Origin of the sequence: Ottowia sp. SB7-C50 (assembly GCF_033110285.1) — a bacterium.
Taxonomy (GTDB): domain Bacteria; phylum Pseudomonadota; class Gammaproteobacteria; order Burkholderiales; family Burkholderiaceae_C; genus Ottowia.
On record NZ_CP136995.1, the window covers coordinates 3,111,681 to 3,125,797 of the forward strand.

Annotated in this window: 13 protein-coding genes and 2 pseudogenes; 8 read left to right on the forward strand and 7 right to left on the reverse strand. The window is 68.2% G+C overall.

Annotated elements, in window-relative coordinates:
• Positions 1-72: 72 nt before the first annotated feature.
• The 3 genes from R0D99_RS14850 to R0D99_RS14860 all read right to left on the reverse strand — a co-directional run bounded on the left by R0D99_RS14850 (position 73) and on the right by R0D99_RS14860 (position 2,071).
• Positions 73-399, reverse strand: a complete 327-nt coding sequence (locus R0D99_RS14850; protein WP_317748932.1) for an I78 family peptidase inhibitor — start codon at positions 397-399, stop codon at positions 73-75.
• Positions 400-562: 163 nt separating this feature from the next.
• On the reverse strand, positions 563-1,135 hold the full coding sequence (gene ruvA, locus R0D99_RS14855) for a Holliday junction branch migration protein RuvA (protein ID WP_317748933.1): 573 nt from the start codon (positions 1,133-1,135) through the stop codon (positions 563-565).
• A 282-nt stretch (positions 1,136-1,417) separates the two neighbouring features.
• Positions 1,418-2,071, reverse strand: coding sequence for a response regulator transcription factor (locus R0D99_RS14860; RefSeq protein ID WP_317748934.1), 654 nt, complete (start codon positions 2,069-2,071; stop codon positions 1,418-1,420).
• 187 nt (positions 2,072-2,258) lie between these two features.
• Here R0D99_RS14860 and R0D99_RS14865 point away from each other — a divergent pair.
• A pseudogene (locus R0D99_RS14865) lies at positions 2,259-3,243 on the forward strand (PhoH family protein).
• A gap of 72 nt (positions 3,244-3,315) precedes the next feature.
• On the opposite strand, the gene R0D99_RS14870 reads toward R0D99_RS14865, so the two are convergent.
• Positions 3,316-4,620 carry a TAXI family TRAP transporter solute-binding subunit gene (locus R0D99_RS14870; RefSeq protein ID WP_317748935.1) on the reverse strand — a complete coding sequence of 435 codons (1,305 nt, stop codon included), beginning with the start codon at positions 4,618-4,620 and terminating at the stop codon, positions 3,316-3,318.
• Between the two features lie 59 nt (positions 4,621-4,679).
• On the opposite strand from R0D99_RS14870, the gene ybeY reads away from it, so the two are divergent.
• Entirely contained in the window at positions 4,680-5,144 is a 465-nt protein-coding gene (gene ybeY / locus R0D99_RS14875; RefSeq protein ID WP_317748936.1) for an rRNA maturation RNase YbeY, read from the forward strand.
• Positions 5,145-5,297: 153 nt separating this feature from the next.
• Here ybeY and dtd read toward each other — a convergent pair whose 3' ends face one another.
• Together dtd and R0D99_RS14885 are read right to left on the reverse strand one after the other, a co-directional pair.
• On the reverse strand, positions 5,298-5,747 hold the full coding sequence (gene dtd, locus R0D99_RS14880) for a D-aminoacyl-tRNA deacylase (protein WP_317748937.1): 450 nt from the start codon (positions 5,745-5,747) through the stop codon (positions 5,298-5,300).
• A gap of 28 nt (positions 5,748-5,775) precedes the next feature.
• Entirely contained in the window at positions 5,776-6,756 is a 981-nt protein-coding gene (locus R0D99_RS14885; RefSeq protein ID WP_317748938.1) for a cation diffusion facilitator family transporter, read from the reverse strand.
• A 307-nt stretch (positions 6,757-7,063) separates the two neighbouring features.
• Here R0D99_RS14885 and R0D99_RS14890 point away from each other — a divergent pair, with 307 nt between their 5' ends.
• The 6 genes from R0D99_RS14890 (at position 7,064) to R0D99_RS14915 (ending at position 13,160) form a co-directional block, all read left to right on the forward strand.
• Positions 7,064-7,432 (forward strand): chaperone NapD, encoded by a 369-nt coding sequence (locus R0D99_RS14890; RefSeq protein ID WP_317748939.1) that lies wholly within the window; start codon positions 7,064-7,066, stop codon positions 7,430-7,432.
• 1 nt (position 7,433) lies between these two features.
• Positions 7,434-9,980: a nitrate reductase catalytic subunit NapA gene (napA, locus tag R0D99_RS14895; protein ID WP_317748940.1), complete on the forward strand. Its 2,547-nt coding sequence runs from the start codon at positions 7,434-7,436 to the stop codon at positions 9,978-9,980.
• Positions 9,981-10,122: 142 nt separating this feature from the next.
• Complete coding sequence (gene napG, locus R0D99_RS14900; protein ID WP_317748941.1) at positions 10,123-10,989, forward strand: ferredoxin-type protein NapG; 867 nt, start codon at positions 10,123-10,125, stop codon at positions 10,987-10,989.
• Positions 10,986-11,912, forward strand: coding sequence for a quinol dehydrogenase ferredoxin subunit NapH (napH, locus tag R0D99_RS14905; RefSeq protein ID WP_317748942.1), 927 nt, complete (start codon positions 10,986-10,988; stop codon positions 11,910-11,912). The genes napG and napH overlap by 4 nt, the downstream gene beginning before the upstream one ends.
• Positions 11,912-12,397 (forward strand): nitrate reductase cytochrome c-type subunit, encoded by a 486-nt coding sequence (locus tag R0D99_RS14910; protein ID WP_317748943.1) that lies wholly within the window; start codon positions 11,912-11,914, stop codon positions 12,395-12,397. Before napH ends, R0D99_RS14910 begins: the two co-directional genes overlap by 1 nt.
• A 163-nt stretch (positions 12,398-12,560) precedes the next feature.
• Positions 12,561-13,160 (forward strand): NapC/NirT family cytochrome c, encoded by a 600-nt coding sequence (locus R0D99_RS14915; protein WP_317748944.1) that lies wholly within the window; start codon positions 12,561-12,563, stop codon positions 13,158-13,160.
• Between the two features lie 13 nt (positions 13,161-13,173).
• Here R0D99_RS14915 and R0D99_RS14920 read toward each other — a convergent pair.
• Positions 13,174-14,080: pseudogene (locus R0D99_RS14920) on the reverse strand (LysR family transcriptional regulator).
• Between the last annotated feature and the right edge of the window lie 37 nt (positions 14,081-14,117).

The window sequence follows — 14,117 nt, forward strand, 5'->3', positions numbered from 1 at the left end:
GGGGGGCTGAACCTCATAATGCTTCTTTTTTTATAGCGCATCGCGCTGTATGGACAAGGGCAAACGGCAAAATCAACCGCAATGAATGCGGGCAACGCGCTGATCGGCACCGACCACCACGTTCAGGCGGCCGAGCTTGTATTCCTTGGTGATGACGCTGTCCGGGCGCAGCATGCGGGCTTCGTCGGCGCCGGCGGCCGCGCGGGCCTGCTCCAGCGTGGCGGCGCCGTAGGGCTGGCCGACCAGGAACTGCGCGGCCTGCGCGTCGCACCGGTTGCCCGGCGACGGGGCGCTGGCGGCCGGCGCTTCCGAGGCGCCCGCCTGCGGCGCGGCGGCCGGCGCGGGGGCGCTGCAGGCCGACAGCGCCATCACCGGGCCAATCAGCCACGGCCAGGACATCGGCGTGATTCGCGGCGTTGCATGCATGGGAAAGTTCCTGTTTCTTTGGGGTGGTGCTGGCCGTGCGGTGCGCCGCAGGGCCAGCGGTCGCGTCAATGGTATCGGCAGACCCTTCGGCGCGTTGGCCGGGTGTGCGGCGCCGTTGCGCCAGCACGTCAACGGTTCAGCGCGCCAGCGCCTTCAGCGCCAGCCGGATGCCGTCGCTCACGCCGACATCGGGCGGCAGCGCCTTGACGGCGGCGGCGGCCTCCTTGTCGCTGTAGCCCAGCGCCAGCAGCGCCTGCTGGATGTCGGCCTGCGCATCGCTGGCGGGCGCGCTCGGCGCGGCCAGGTCGGCGCCCAGCTTGCCCTTCAGTTCCAGCAGCAGGCGCTCGGCCGTCTTCTTGCCGATGCCGGGCACCTTGGTCAGTCGGGCGGCGTCCTGCGCGGTGATGGCCTGCGCCAGATCGTCCACGCTCATGCCCGACAGCACCGCCAGCGCCATGCGCGGGCCGATGCCGCTGACCTTGATCAGCTGGCGGAACGCCGCGCGCTCCGGCTCGCCGCCAAAGCCGTACAGCAGCTGCGCGTCCTCGCGCACCACAAAGTGCGTCAGCAACGTGATCCGCTCGCCCAGGCCCGGCAGTTGGTAGAAGGTGCTCATCGGCACCCACACCTCGTAGCCGACGCCTTGGCAGTCGATGAGGATCTGGGGCGGGTTCTTCTCGGCCAGCAGGCCGGCCAGGCGTCCGATCAAGGGGTGCTTTCGACAAGGTGAATGAAAAGCGCGCAGCGCCGCAGCGCCACACGACCTCCATGATAAATCACCCCGCAGCGCCCCACCAATCAGCGCCAGCAGCTTCCATTTTCATAGCACCGGCAGCACCAAAACCATCGGGCCGCGCAGCCAGCCCCCCCCAAATAGCCGCGGAGCAGGCCAAGCGGGAACGCCGCGCTCGGGGTTCCCCCGAGCGCCAGCGTTGTCCCCCTATGGGGGATGGCGCCGAAGGCGACTCAGGGGGGGGCCAATGACGGGGGGCTACTTCACCAACCCTCGCCGCGCCGCCTCCAGCGCCGCCTCCGCGCGCGACGACACATTCAGCTTGCGGTACATCTGCTTGACGTAATCGGCCACCGTGTGGCGCGACAGGCACAGCTGGGCGGCGATCTCGGGCAGGGTGTAGCCCTTGGCCATCCGCTGCAGGATGTCGGTTTCGCGCGGGTTCAGCGCCACCGCGCCCGGCTCGAAGCGCTCGCAGTCGAAGCCGCGCGGGCCGCCGCTGCTGAAATAGTTGAGCACCCGGCGCGCCACCGGCGGCGACAGCGGCGGCTCGCCGTGCGCGATGCGGCGCAGTCGCTCGACCACGTCGACCTGCGACGCACTCTTCAGCAGATAGCCGAAGGCGCCCGCCTGCAACGCGGCGAACAGTTGATCGTCGTCGTCGCGCTCGCTGAAGGCGACCAGCAAGGCGCGCGGGTGGTGCTGGCGCAGCGCGTGCAGGGCCGTGACGCCGCCGCCGCCCGGCCCGTCCAGGTCGACCAGCGCCAGGTCGAACCGCCGCTGCGCTGCCGGCGCCACGCCACCGCAGCCGCCGGCCGCCTGCACCTCGGCGTGCGGGAACGCCATGCGCACCGCTTCCACGCGGCGGGCGCGGGCCTCGGGCTGGTGTTCGACGACAAGTGCGGCTTGCATGCGGCCATGCTACGCAGCGACCGCCCGAAATGGGGGGGGTCCAACCCGCACCAGACCACCAAAATGAGAAAAAAGTCCAAACTTTGTCGCCTGTCGCGCACGCCAGGCCGCCCTTCGGAGCCGCTTCAGGCCACGGACGGCGACCCCGGCGCTGGTCTGGTTGGGCAGTCCGACGCGCGCGGAGGCGATGGGCGACAATGCGCCGGTGATCCTGCGCCATATCTTTACCCCGCCCAACAACACCCGACTGGCCAACCTGGCCGGCCCCATGGACGAGCACCTGCGCACCATTGAGGCTGGCCTGCAGGTGGCCATTGCGCACCGGCACGGCCAGTTCAAGGTGGATGGGCCCAAGAAGCAGGCCGAACGCGCCATGGTGGTGCTGCAGGCGCTGTACGAGCTGGCCGACCGCCCGATCCAGCCCGACACCGTGCAGCTGATGCTGGCCGGCGACGGCGAGCCGCTGCCCGGCGGCGAGGGCGGCGGGCCGGCGCTGGTCACCCGGCGCGGCGACCTGAGGGCGCGCACGCCCAACCAGGCGGCGTACCTGGAACACATTGCCACGCACGACATCACCTTCGGCATCGGCCCCGCCGGCACCGGCAAGACCTACCTGGCCGTGGCCTGCGCGGTGGACGCGCTGGAGCGCCAGAGCGTGCAGCGCATCGTGCTGACGCGCCCGGCCGTGGAGGCCGGCGAGCGCCTGGGCTTTCTGCCGGGCGACCTGACGCAGAAGGTCGACCCCTACCTGCGCCCGCTGTACGACGCGCTGTACGACCTGATGGGCTTTGACCGCGTGCAGAAGGCGTTCGAGCGCAACCAGCTCGAGATCGCCCCGCTGGCCTTCATGCGCGGGCGCACGCTGAACCACGCCTTTGTCATCCTCGACGAGGCGCAGAACACCACGCCCGAGCAGATGAAGATGTTCCTCACCCGCATCGGCTTCGGCAGCAAGTGCGTGGTGACGGGCGACGTCAGCCAGATCGACCTGCCCAAGGGCGCGACCAGCGGCCTGATCGACGCCGAGCGCGTGCTGCGCCGCGTGAAAGGGCTGGCGTTCACGCGCTTCACCTCGGCCGACGTGGTGCGCCACCCCCCTGGTGGCGCGCATCGTCGACGCCTACGACGCCGCCGGGCGGCCCGCGCCGGCCAGCACGCGTGCGGCGCGCTGATGCTTCTTTATTGATAGCTGCCAGCGCTTTGTCAGCAAGCGCTGGCGGCCGATTCGATCAATAAATCCCGTATCAGGCAGCGGACGCCGCCTGGTGCAGCTGCGCCGCGCGCCGCGCAATCGCCATCTGCACGCTCTCGTTGACGGTGGTAAAGGTGTCGAACTGCTCCGAGCCGATGGCGCCGCCCGAAAAGCGCGAGAACGCCAGCGCCAGCAAGTCGTCCGCTTCCTTCTCCACGGCCGTCAGCGCCGCCTCGTCGGGCGCGTGGCGCGCGCGCTTGAGCAGGTCGAGCAACTGGTCGGTAAAGCGCGCCGCGTTGCGCCGCTGGCGCGCCATCAGGTAGCTGACCAGCGCGCCGATGCTGGAGAACAGGCCCGTCAGCGCCATCGCACCCACGTAGACCAGGTCGCCATAGCGGTCGAAAAAGCGGTTCTGGTCGCCCGAGAAATACGCCGCCGCGCCCGGGTGCAGCGGCAGCGCGGCGGCCAGGCCTTCGCCGGTGTCGGTGGTGGGCGCGTGGATGGCCTTGGCCGAGGGCACGTCGGCCGCCAGCGCCACGCGGCTGGTGAACAGCAGGCGCGTCAGGTCGTTGATCTGGCTGACGGGCAGCTTCGTGCGCGCCACCAGCCGTTGCGTGACGGCCAGCGTGGGCAATGGCTCGCCCGGCAGCGGCGGGTTGCCGATCAGCGCGCCGCGCGGCAGTTCGATGGCTTCCATGGCCGGGTCGGTGGCGGCCAGCGCCTCGCCTTCGTCGACGCCAAACACGCGCAGCCGCTTGGGGCCCACGCGGTCCGCCAGCGCCAGCAGGCGCGCGCGGCCGGCGCCCTGCAGCGGCGCCAGCGGCAGGATGGCGTCGACCTGCTTCTGGTCAATGGCGGCGGCCATGTTGTCCGGCTCCAGCGGCACCTTGGTCACCTGCGCCGGGTTGATGCCGGCCAGGCGCAGCACGTTGTCGAGCAGTTCCAGGTTTTCCGGCGTGCCGCGCAGCACGCCGACGCGGCGCTGGCGCAGGTCGGCCAGCGTGTTCAGCCGGGTCGGGCCGACGACGACGAACACGATGGGCAACTCGTGCAGCACCGCCACCGTCAGGCCCTGGCGCGGCATGGCGGTGCTGCGCACCACGGCCAGGTCGACCTCGCCGGCGTCAAGCGCGCGCGCCAGTTCGGCAAAAGTCTGCTTGCGCACCAGCGTCAGCCGCACCGGCGCGCGGTCGTCCTGCAGCTTGCGCGCAAAGGCGGCCATCATGCGCGCGTGGTCGCGGTCGTCCGGCCCCACGCCCACCTTCAGCCGCGTGGGCATGGCCATGAACGACAGCACCAGCGCCGCCGCACCCAGCAGCACGAAGGCCAGCGTGGCGATGAGTGGACCGGGGCGCATGGCACGCACTGTAGCGCGAGTGGCCGCCGATAATCGTGCGCACCCCTGCCGAACCGCCCATGCCCTTGCCTCCGCTCACCCTGTCGCTGCAATTCGCCCGCTTCGACGGCGCCGCCGCCCACCGCGCCGCGCTGCCGCGCCACCGCGTGACGCGCTGGCTGCGCCACGCGCTGCAGGCCGACGTGCAGGCGGCGGAGATCACGGTGCGCATCGTCGGCGCCGACGAGGGCCAGCGCCTGAACCGCGAATTCCGCGGCAAGGACTACGCCACCAACGTGCTCACCTTCGACTACAGCGCCGCCCCGGTGGTGGCGGCCGACCTGGTGCTGTGCGCCCCGGTGGTCGAGCGCGAGTCCGCCGAGCTGGGCAAGCCGCTGGCTGCCCACTACGCGCACCTGCTGGTGCACGGCGCGCTGCACGCGCAGGGCTGGGACCACGAGACCAGCGACGCCGACGCCGAGGCCATGGAAGCGGAGGAGCGCCGCATCCTCGCCGCGCTGGGCGAGCCCGATCCTTATTCGTGACGCGTCTACGAGGGCACCAAGCCTCAACAGCCGGACGCAGCGGACGCAGAGATTTCGCAGAGGACGCAGAAAAAACCAGGAAGATTTTGGCGGTTTTTTCGCGTCCTTCGCGATGCCTTTGCGTCCTTCGCGTCCGGTTTCCGGCCTCTCAGGTCAGCCCGGAGGCACGATGCGCAACGGAATCGTCACCGGCCCGTCGTTGACCAGGTGCACCTGCATGTCGGCGCCGAATTCGCCGGTAGCCACCACCGGATGCGCGGCGCGCGCCTGGGCCACGAAATGCTCGTACAGCCGGCGCCCTTCGTCGGGCGGCGCGGCGCGGGTGAAGCTGGGGCGGTTGCCGCCGGACGTGTCGGCGGCCAGCGTGAACTGGCTGACCACCAGCAGGCCGCCGCCCGTGTCCTGCAGGCTCAGGTTCATCTTGCCGGCCGCGTCGCTGAAGATGCGCAGCTTCAGCAGCTTGGCCAGCAGCTGGTCGGCCTGCGCCTCGCCGTCGCCACGCTCGGCGCACAGCAGCACCAGCAGGCCGGGGCCGATGACGCCGATGACGCGGCCTTCGACGCGCACGGTCGCTTCGGCGACGCGCTGGATCAGGGCCTGCATGGCGCGCTCCCGCAGCTTGTGGTGACGGTCATGCCGGCACCTCCGTCGCCGGCGGGGGCGGCGGCTCGTCCAGGTCGGCGGTGATCGGCTCCACGTCGTCGGGCAGCATCTGGATGCTGGCGTGCAGCCCCGGCACGCCCTGCGCCAGCGCGGCCTCGACCTGATGCCGCAGGTCGTCGGCCTGGCGCAGCGTCCAGCGCGCCGGCATGTGCATGTGCAGGTTGACGAAGCGGCGCGCGCCGGCCTTGCGCGTCATCACGTGGTCGAACAGCACGATGTCGCGCCCGCCTTCGCTGCGCGCAAACCGCGCCAGCACGGCGTCGATCTCGGACTGCACCTCGGGCTCGACCGCGCCGTCCATCAGGCCGCGGGCCGAGCGCCAGATCAGCCGCCCGCCCTCGCACACGATGTTCAGCGCCACGCCGATAGCCACCAGCGGGTCCAGCCACAGCCAGCCGGTGGCGCCCACCAGCAGCAGGCCAATGACCACGCCGGCCGACGTCCACACGTCCGTCAGCAGGTGCTTGGCGTCGGCCTCCAGCGCAATGGAATGGTGCATGCGCGACGCGCGCATCATCACCCAGGCCAGCACGCCGTTGAGCACCGAGCTGGCCACCGACAGCGCCAGGCCCCAGCCCACCTGCTCCAGCGGCTGCGGCTGCCAGAAGCGCGGCAGCGCGGCCCAGATGATGGCGCCCGCCGCGCCGATGATCAGGATGCCCTCGAAGCCGGACGAGAAATACTCGGCCTTGTGGTGGCCGAACGGGTGGTCCTCGTCCGCCGGGCGCTCCGCCACGGTCACCATCCACAACCCGAACATGGCCGCCGCCAGGTTGACGAAGGACTCCATCGCATCCGACAGCAGGCCGACCGAGCCGGTGACCCACCAGGCCATGGTCTTCAGCCCGATGGTCAGCACGGCCACCACCACCGACACGCCCATCAGCCTGCGCGGGGTCATCCAGCGGTGAAGTTCGGTGCCGGCGCCGGCGGAAGGGGTCGAAGCCATGCGGCGATTGTGCCGGGTCGAGCGCGCGGCCCTGGCGCAACCCCGTCGCTCCGCAAGCCCGCCGGGCGCCCCGGCCCCGCGCGGCTGGCGCACCACACCCTTGATACCGGTGGCAGCATCACTTCACCGCCGTATCAGGCCGCCGCGCTTTGTTCACGCCGTAGGGCGCTATGAATAGTGCAGCGATTAACCAAGCAAAACAGTATGGAATAGCGTCGCCATAGCACCACTCACGGCTCAAAATTAACTTGAGTCAAGAGCGCAAAGCGCGGCCGTGGGTATCCTCATAGGTCGAAAGGTTTTAGGCATGAGTGTTTTAGGTGTCGTGGTGCGAGTCAGGCCGCAGGACCGTCTGGCGATCACCGGGCGCTTGGCGGCCACGCCGGGCGTCGACTTGGGTCCCGACCCCGGCGACGGCCGCCTGATCGCCGTCATCGAAAGCACGGCCGACACCCCCGCCGCCGCCATCATGGCCGACATCGCCCAGTGGCCCGAGGTGCACAACCTGTCGCTGGTGTTCGAGCAGAGCGATCCCGACGCCACCGAGCAACCCGCTGAATTCGACTTCCGCGCCTGGCGATCCAGCGTGGGCGACTTTGCCCGCCGCCAGGCCGAGCCTGCCGTTTCCACTTCCCGTGAATCCACAAGCGCCCCCGCCGGCGCAGGAGAAGCCTGACATGAAATCCGACCGCCGCGTCTTCCTCAAATCGCAGGCCATGACGGCCGCCGCCGCTGCCGCCGGCATCCCCATCGTGGCCGAGGCGCAAAAGGCCGCGCCTGCCGCGCCAGCGGCCGGCGTGCGCTGGGACAAGGCGCCCTGCCGCTTCTGCGGCACCGGCTGCTCCGTGATGGTGGGCGTGCAAGAAGGCAAAGTGGTCGCCACGCAAGGCGACCCGGAGGCGCCGGTCAACCGCGGCCTGAACTGCATCAAGGGCTACTTCCTGTCCAAGATCATGTACGGCAAGGACCGGCTGACCACGCCGCTGTTGCGCAAGAAAAACGGCCAGTACGACAAGAACGGCGAGTTCACGCCCATCAGTTGGAATGAAGCCTTCGACATCATGGCGCTGAAGTGGAAAGAGGCGCTGAAAACCGCCGGCCCCGCGGGCGTGGGCATGTTTGGCTCCGGCCAGTGGACGATCTGGGAAGGCTACGCCGCCAGCAAGTTGTGGAAGGCGGGCTTTCGCAGCAACAACATCGACCCCAATGCGCGCCACTGCATGGCATCGGCCGTGACGGGCTTCATGCGCACCTTCGGCATCGACGAGCCGATGGGCTGCTACGACGACATTGAGCAGGCCGACGCCTTCGTGCTGTGGGGCAGCAACATGGCCGAGATGCACCCCATCCTGTGGAGCCGCATCACGGATCGCCGCCTGTCGCAGCCGACGTGCAAGGTGGCGGTGCTCTCGACTTTCGAGCACCGCAGCTTCGACCTGGCAGACATGCCCATGATCTTCACGCCGCAGACCGACCTGGCGATCATGAACTACATCGCCCACTACATCATCAGCAACAAGAAATACAACGCTGATTTCGTCAAGAAGCACGTCAACTTCAAGGCCGGCGAAACCGACATCGGCTACGGCCTGCGCCCCAACCACGCGCTGGAAAAAGACGCCAAGGCCAACGGCTACCCCGGCGCCGACGGCAAGCCCAAGACCAACCCCAACGACGCCAAGCCGATCACGTTTGACGAATACGCCAAGTTCGTCAGCGACTACACGCTGGACAAGGTGAGCAAGCTCTCCGGCGTGCCGGCCAAGCAACTGGAAGACCTGGCCAAGCTGTATGCCGACCCGAAGGTCAAGGTCGTCAGCTTCTGGACCATGGGCTTCAACCAGCACACGCGCGGCACCTGGGCCAACAACATGATCTACAACATCCATCTGTTGATGGGCAAGATCAGCCAGCCCGGCAATGGCCCCTTCAGCCTGACGGGCCAGCCCAGCGCCTGCGGCACAGCGCGCGAGGTGGGCACCTTTGCCCACCGCCTGCCGGCCGACATGGTGGTGACCAACCCCGAGCACCGCAAGCACACCGAGGAAATCTGGCAACTGCCCGACGGAACCCTGCCCGACAAGATCGGCCTGCACGCCGTGGCGCAAAGCCGCGCGCTGAAAGACGGCAAGCTGCTGTGCTACTGGACCAGCACCACCAACAACATGCAGGCCGGCCCCAACATCAACGACGAGATCTACCCCGGCTGGCGCAACCCCAAGACCTTCGTGGTGGTGAGCGACCCGTACCCCACCGTGAGCGCCATGGCCGCCGACCTGGTGCTGCCCACGGCGATGTGGGTCGAGAAGGAAGGCGCCTACGGCAACGCCGAGCGCCGCACGCAGTTCTGGCGCCAGCAAGTCAGCGCGCCCGGCCAGGCCAAGAGCGACCTGTGGCAGTACATCGAGTTCTCCAAGCGCTTCAAGATGGAAGAAGTCTGGCCCGCCGAACTGCTGGCCAAAAAGCCCGAGTACAAGGGCAAGACGCTGTTCGACGTGCTCTACAAGAACGGCAAGGTCAACAAGTTCCCCATGGCCGACGTGGGCAAGGTGAACGGCAAGTACGTGCCGAACTACCTGAACGACGAGTCGAAGGAACTGGGCTACTACCTGCAGAAGGGCCTGTTCGAGGAATACGCCGAATTCGGCCGCGGCCACGGGCACGACCTGGCGAGCTTCGACACTTACCACGAAGCACGCGGCCTGCGCTGGCCGGTGGTCGACGGCAAGGAAACGCTGTGGCGCTTCCGCGAAGGCTACGACCCGTATGTGAAGAAGGGCGAAGACATCAAGTTCTACGGCCACAAGGACGGCAAGGCGGTGATCTTTGCCCTGCCTTACCAGCCCGCCGCCGAATCGCCTGACAAGGAGTTCGACCTGTGGCTGTGCACCGGCCGCGTGCTGGAGCACTGGCACACCGGCAGCATGACGCGCCGCGTGGCCGAACTGCACCGCGCCGTGCCCGAGGCGGTGTGCTTCATGCACCCCGACGACGCGGCGGCGCGCAAGCTGCAGCGCGGCATGCAGGTCAAGATCCAGTCGCGGCGCGGAGAAATCCTGGCGGCGGTGGAAACCCGCGGCCGCAACAAGGTGCCGCGCGGGCTGATCTTCGTGCCCTTCTTCGACGAGAGCCGGCTGATCAACAAGCTGACGCTGGATGCGACGTGCCCGATCTCGAAAGAGACGGATTTCAAGAAGTGCGCGGCGCGGGTGGTGAAGGCTTGATGCGCTGCTAAACAGCCGGCCGCGAAGGACGCAAAAGTTACGCGAAGGACGCGAAAGAATTCAAAAAAATTTGGTTTTCCTTTTGCGTCCTTCGCGAATCCTTCGCGCCCTTCGCGTCCGGTATTTCTTCTGATCCACGCCCATGCAAATCAACCGCCGCAACCTCCTGCAAGGCGCCGCCAGCGCCGGCACGGCTGCGCTGGTGGCGGGCGGGGCGGCGGTGTTGTCCAAGCCCGCGCTGGCGCGCCCCGCGCAGGCGATCCGGCCGCCGGGCGCGTTGGCCGAGCGCGAGTTCCTGGCCGCCTGCGTGCGCTGCGGCCTGTGCGTGCGCGACTGCCCGCCGCAGAACCTGAAGCTCAGCACCTGGGGCAGCGGACTAGCGGCGGATGTCGCGATTGGCACGCCGTACTTCGAAGCGCGCCAGATCCCGTGCGAGATGTGCGACCACATCCCCTGCGTCAAGGCCTGCCCCACCGGCGCGCTGGACCATGCGCTGACCGACATCAGCAAGGCGAAGATGGGCACGGCCGTGCTGATCGACCAGGAGAACTGCCTCAACTTTTTAGGCCTGCGCTGCGACGTGTGCTACCGCGTCTGCCCCGTGATCGACAAGGCCATCACGCTGGAGAAGATGAGCAACCCACGCAGCGACCGCCACGCCATGCTGCTGCCCACGGTGCACGCCGAGCACTGCACCGGCTGCGGCAAGTGCGAGAAAAGCTGCGTGCTGGAAGAAGCGGCCATCAAGGTCGTGCCGACGAAAATCGCGCGCGGCGAACTGGGCCACCACTACCGCAAGAATGTGGTGCAGCGCAGCGATGTGGGCCACGTGGGGGAGACGCGGGCGGGTGAGAAGGTCGAGGCCACACCCGGCCTGCCGAAGTTCGGCCAGCCGACGCAGCGGCTGCCGGACGTGCCGCATGAAGGCGACCTGAACCCGCTGCGCTCCGGCGCCGCGCCGTACAACCCGGCGCCGATTCTGGGCAGCAAACCGGGGGCTGCGCCATGAGCACAATCGCCCCAATTTCAACCTCAAACAAGCCTCTTGCGCCCGTCCAGAAAGCGCAAGCAGCTATCAAAAACAAAGCACCCAGCGCCGAAGCCATCCGCGACAAGGGCTGGTGGAAGGCGCATCAGTGGCTGATCCTGCGGCGCGCGTCGCAGCTGTCCATCCTGACCCTGTTCCTGCTCGGCCCGCTGGCGGGCGTGTGGATCGTCAAGGGCAATCTCTCATCCAGCCTGACGCTGAACACGCTGCCGTTGACCGACCCGTTCCTGCTGGCGCAGGTCATGGCCGCGCGCCACTGGCCCGAAACCGCCGCGCTGCTGGGCGCCGCCATCGTGATCGTGTTCTACGCCCTCATCGGCGGCCGCGTGTTCTGCTCATGGGTGTGTCCCGTCAACATGGTGACCGATGGCGCGTCGTGGCTGCGCCGCCGCTTCAACATCACCACCGGCCGCGCCCCAAAGCGCGAGTTGCGCTTCTGGATTCTGGGCGCCGTGCTGGTGATGAGCGCCGCCACCGGCATGGTGGTGTGGGAGACCGTGAACCCCGTCAGCCTGATGCACCGCGCCCTCATTTTTGGCGGCGTGGTCGCCTGGGGCGGCGTGGCGGCGGTGTTCCTGTTTGATCTGCTCATCGCCCCGCGCGGATGGTGCGGCCATGTGTGTCCGATGGGCGCGGCCTACCACCTGATCGGCAGCAAGAGCCTGCTGCGCGTCAGCGCCCAGCACTCATCCAAGTGCAACGACTGCGCAGACTGCTACGCCGTCTGCCCCGAGCCGCACATCATCCCTGTCCCGCTCAAGGGCAAGGCCGGCGCGCTGCCCGTGATTGCCACCGCCGACTGCACCAATTGCGGCCGCTGCATCGACGTGTGCAGCAAGGACGTGTTTGTTTTTACCCACCGATTCGACACCCGGAGAGACTGATGACCAAGCTCATCGCCCTGTTCAAGACCCTGCTTGTCGCGGCCGCGCTGGCCGCTGGCGGTGCCCAGGCCCAGACCGCACCTTCGGCCGCCGCCAACGCCGCACCCAGCGGGCCGGTGAAGATGGACAGCCTGCGCAGCGGCGTGCCGATTCAGGACAGCATCGCCATCACCCCTGCGCGGCAAGAGCGCGACTCGCGCCCCATCGACCGCGACTTCGTGCAGCAGCCGCCGCTGATCCCGCACACCATTGCCGGTTACCAGATCACCAAGAACTTCAACAAGTGCATGGATTGCCACGCCTTCAACCGCGCCAAGGCCGCCGGCGCCACGCGCGTGAGCGTGACGCACTTCCGCACCCGCGAGGGCCAAGAGCTGGACAACATCAGCCCGCGCCGCTACTTCTGCACCGCCTGCCACGTGCCGCAGACCGACGCCAAGCCGCTGGTGGACAATACCTTCACGCGCGCCCGCGGCTTGCGCTAAGTCATCAAGAGAAATAGCCTGTAGCGCACGTCAGACAAGCGCGAGCAGCTATTAAAAACAGAGTAAACCGCTTGCAGGAAAGCCGCCATGGACGATCAGACCCCCCTCGCCCGCACCCGTTGATCCCGCGCCACGCCGCGGCTTGTTCGGCCGCCTGCTGGCCATGGTGCGCACACGCCGCTTCGCCATCCTGTCGTCGGCCTTTGTTGCCGGCATCCTGTTCTGGGGCGCGTTCAACACCGCCATGGAATGGACCAACCGCGAGGAGTTCTGCATCTCCTGCCACGAGATGCGCGACAACGTGTTCACGGAATACCGCAACACCATCCACTACCAGAACCGCACCGGCGTGCGCGCCACCTGCCCGGATTGCCACGTGCCCAAGGAGTGGACGCACAAGATCATCCGCAAGATTCAGGCCAGCAACGAGGTGTGGCACCACCTGCTGGGCAGCATCGACACGCCCGAGAAGTACAACGCCAAGCGCGCGCAACTGGCCGCCAACGAATGGGCGCGCATGAAGCGCACCGACAGCCGCGAATGCCGCAACTGCCACCACTTCGACTTCATGGACTACACCGAGCAAAACCGCCGCGGCGCCGCCACGCACCAGGCCGCGTTTGCCGCCGGCCAGACCTGCATCGACTGCCACAAGGGCATCGCCCACACGCTGCCGCCGATCGAGCAGCACATCGGCGCGCCCAAACCCAACCCGGCCGATCTGGGCAAGCCCGAGATCACGGAGCCGTTGCCGGCAAATTGAAGTAGTCTGGCGATCAGCCCGCTGCGTTCGCCTTCAGGCGCAGCGCGTCCAGCACCAGGCTGAACGCCGGCGAGGGCTGCCGCCGGCTTGGGTAGTACAGGTGGCAGCCGTCGAACGGCGGGCACCAGTCTTCCAGCACCTGCACCAGCGCGCCGCTGTCCAGGTGGGCGCGCACCTCATCCTCGGGCAACAACACCAGGCCCAGCCCCGCCAGCGCTGCGTCGATCTGCGGCGGCACGGTGTTGAAGATCAACGGGCCATCGACCCGCACGTTCACCGCCTTGCCGCGCTTGGCAAAGTCCCACACATACAAGCCGCCCGAGCTGACCATGCGCTGGTTGATGCAGCGGTGCGCCGCCAGGTCGTGCGGCGTTTTCGGCCGGGGATGGCGCGCGAAGTAGTCGGGCGATCCGGCCACGACCATCGACATCGGGGGGGCCGATGGACATGGCGATCATGTCTTTGTCTATCGTGCTGCCTAGCCGCACGCCGGCGTCGAAGCGGTCGGCCACGATGTCGCGAAAGCCGTAGTTCACGTCGAACTCGAACGTGATTTCCGGGTACTCGCGCACCAGCGGCATCAGCCTGGGCATCAGGATGGTCTGCAGCACGCCGTCGCCGCAGGTGATGCGCACCGTGCCCGCAGGCTTGTCGCGCAGCGCCGTCAGCGCGTTCAGTTCGGCCTCGATCTCGTCGAAGCGGTGGCCGATGGCGCGCGCCAGCCGCTCGCCCGCCGCCGTGGGCGCCACGCTGCGCGTGGTGCGCGTCAGCAGGCGAATTTGCAGGCGCTCTTCCAGCCCGCGCACGGCCTGGCTGAGGGCCGATTGCGTCACGCCCAGCGTGGCCGCGGCGCGCGTGAAGCTGCCTTCGCGCGCCACGGTGACGAAGGCCAGCAGGTCGTTCAGGTTGCGTCGCGCCATGCGGCGGATTATGAAGTCTGGCTAATAGGCTAGATAA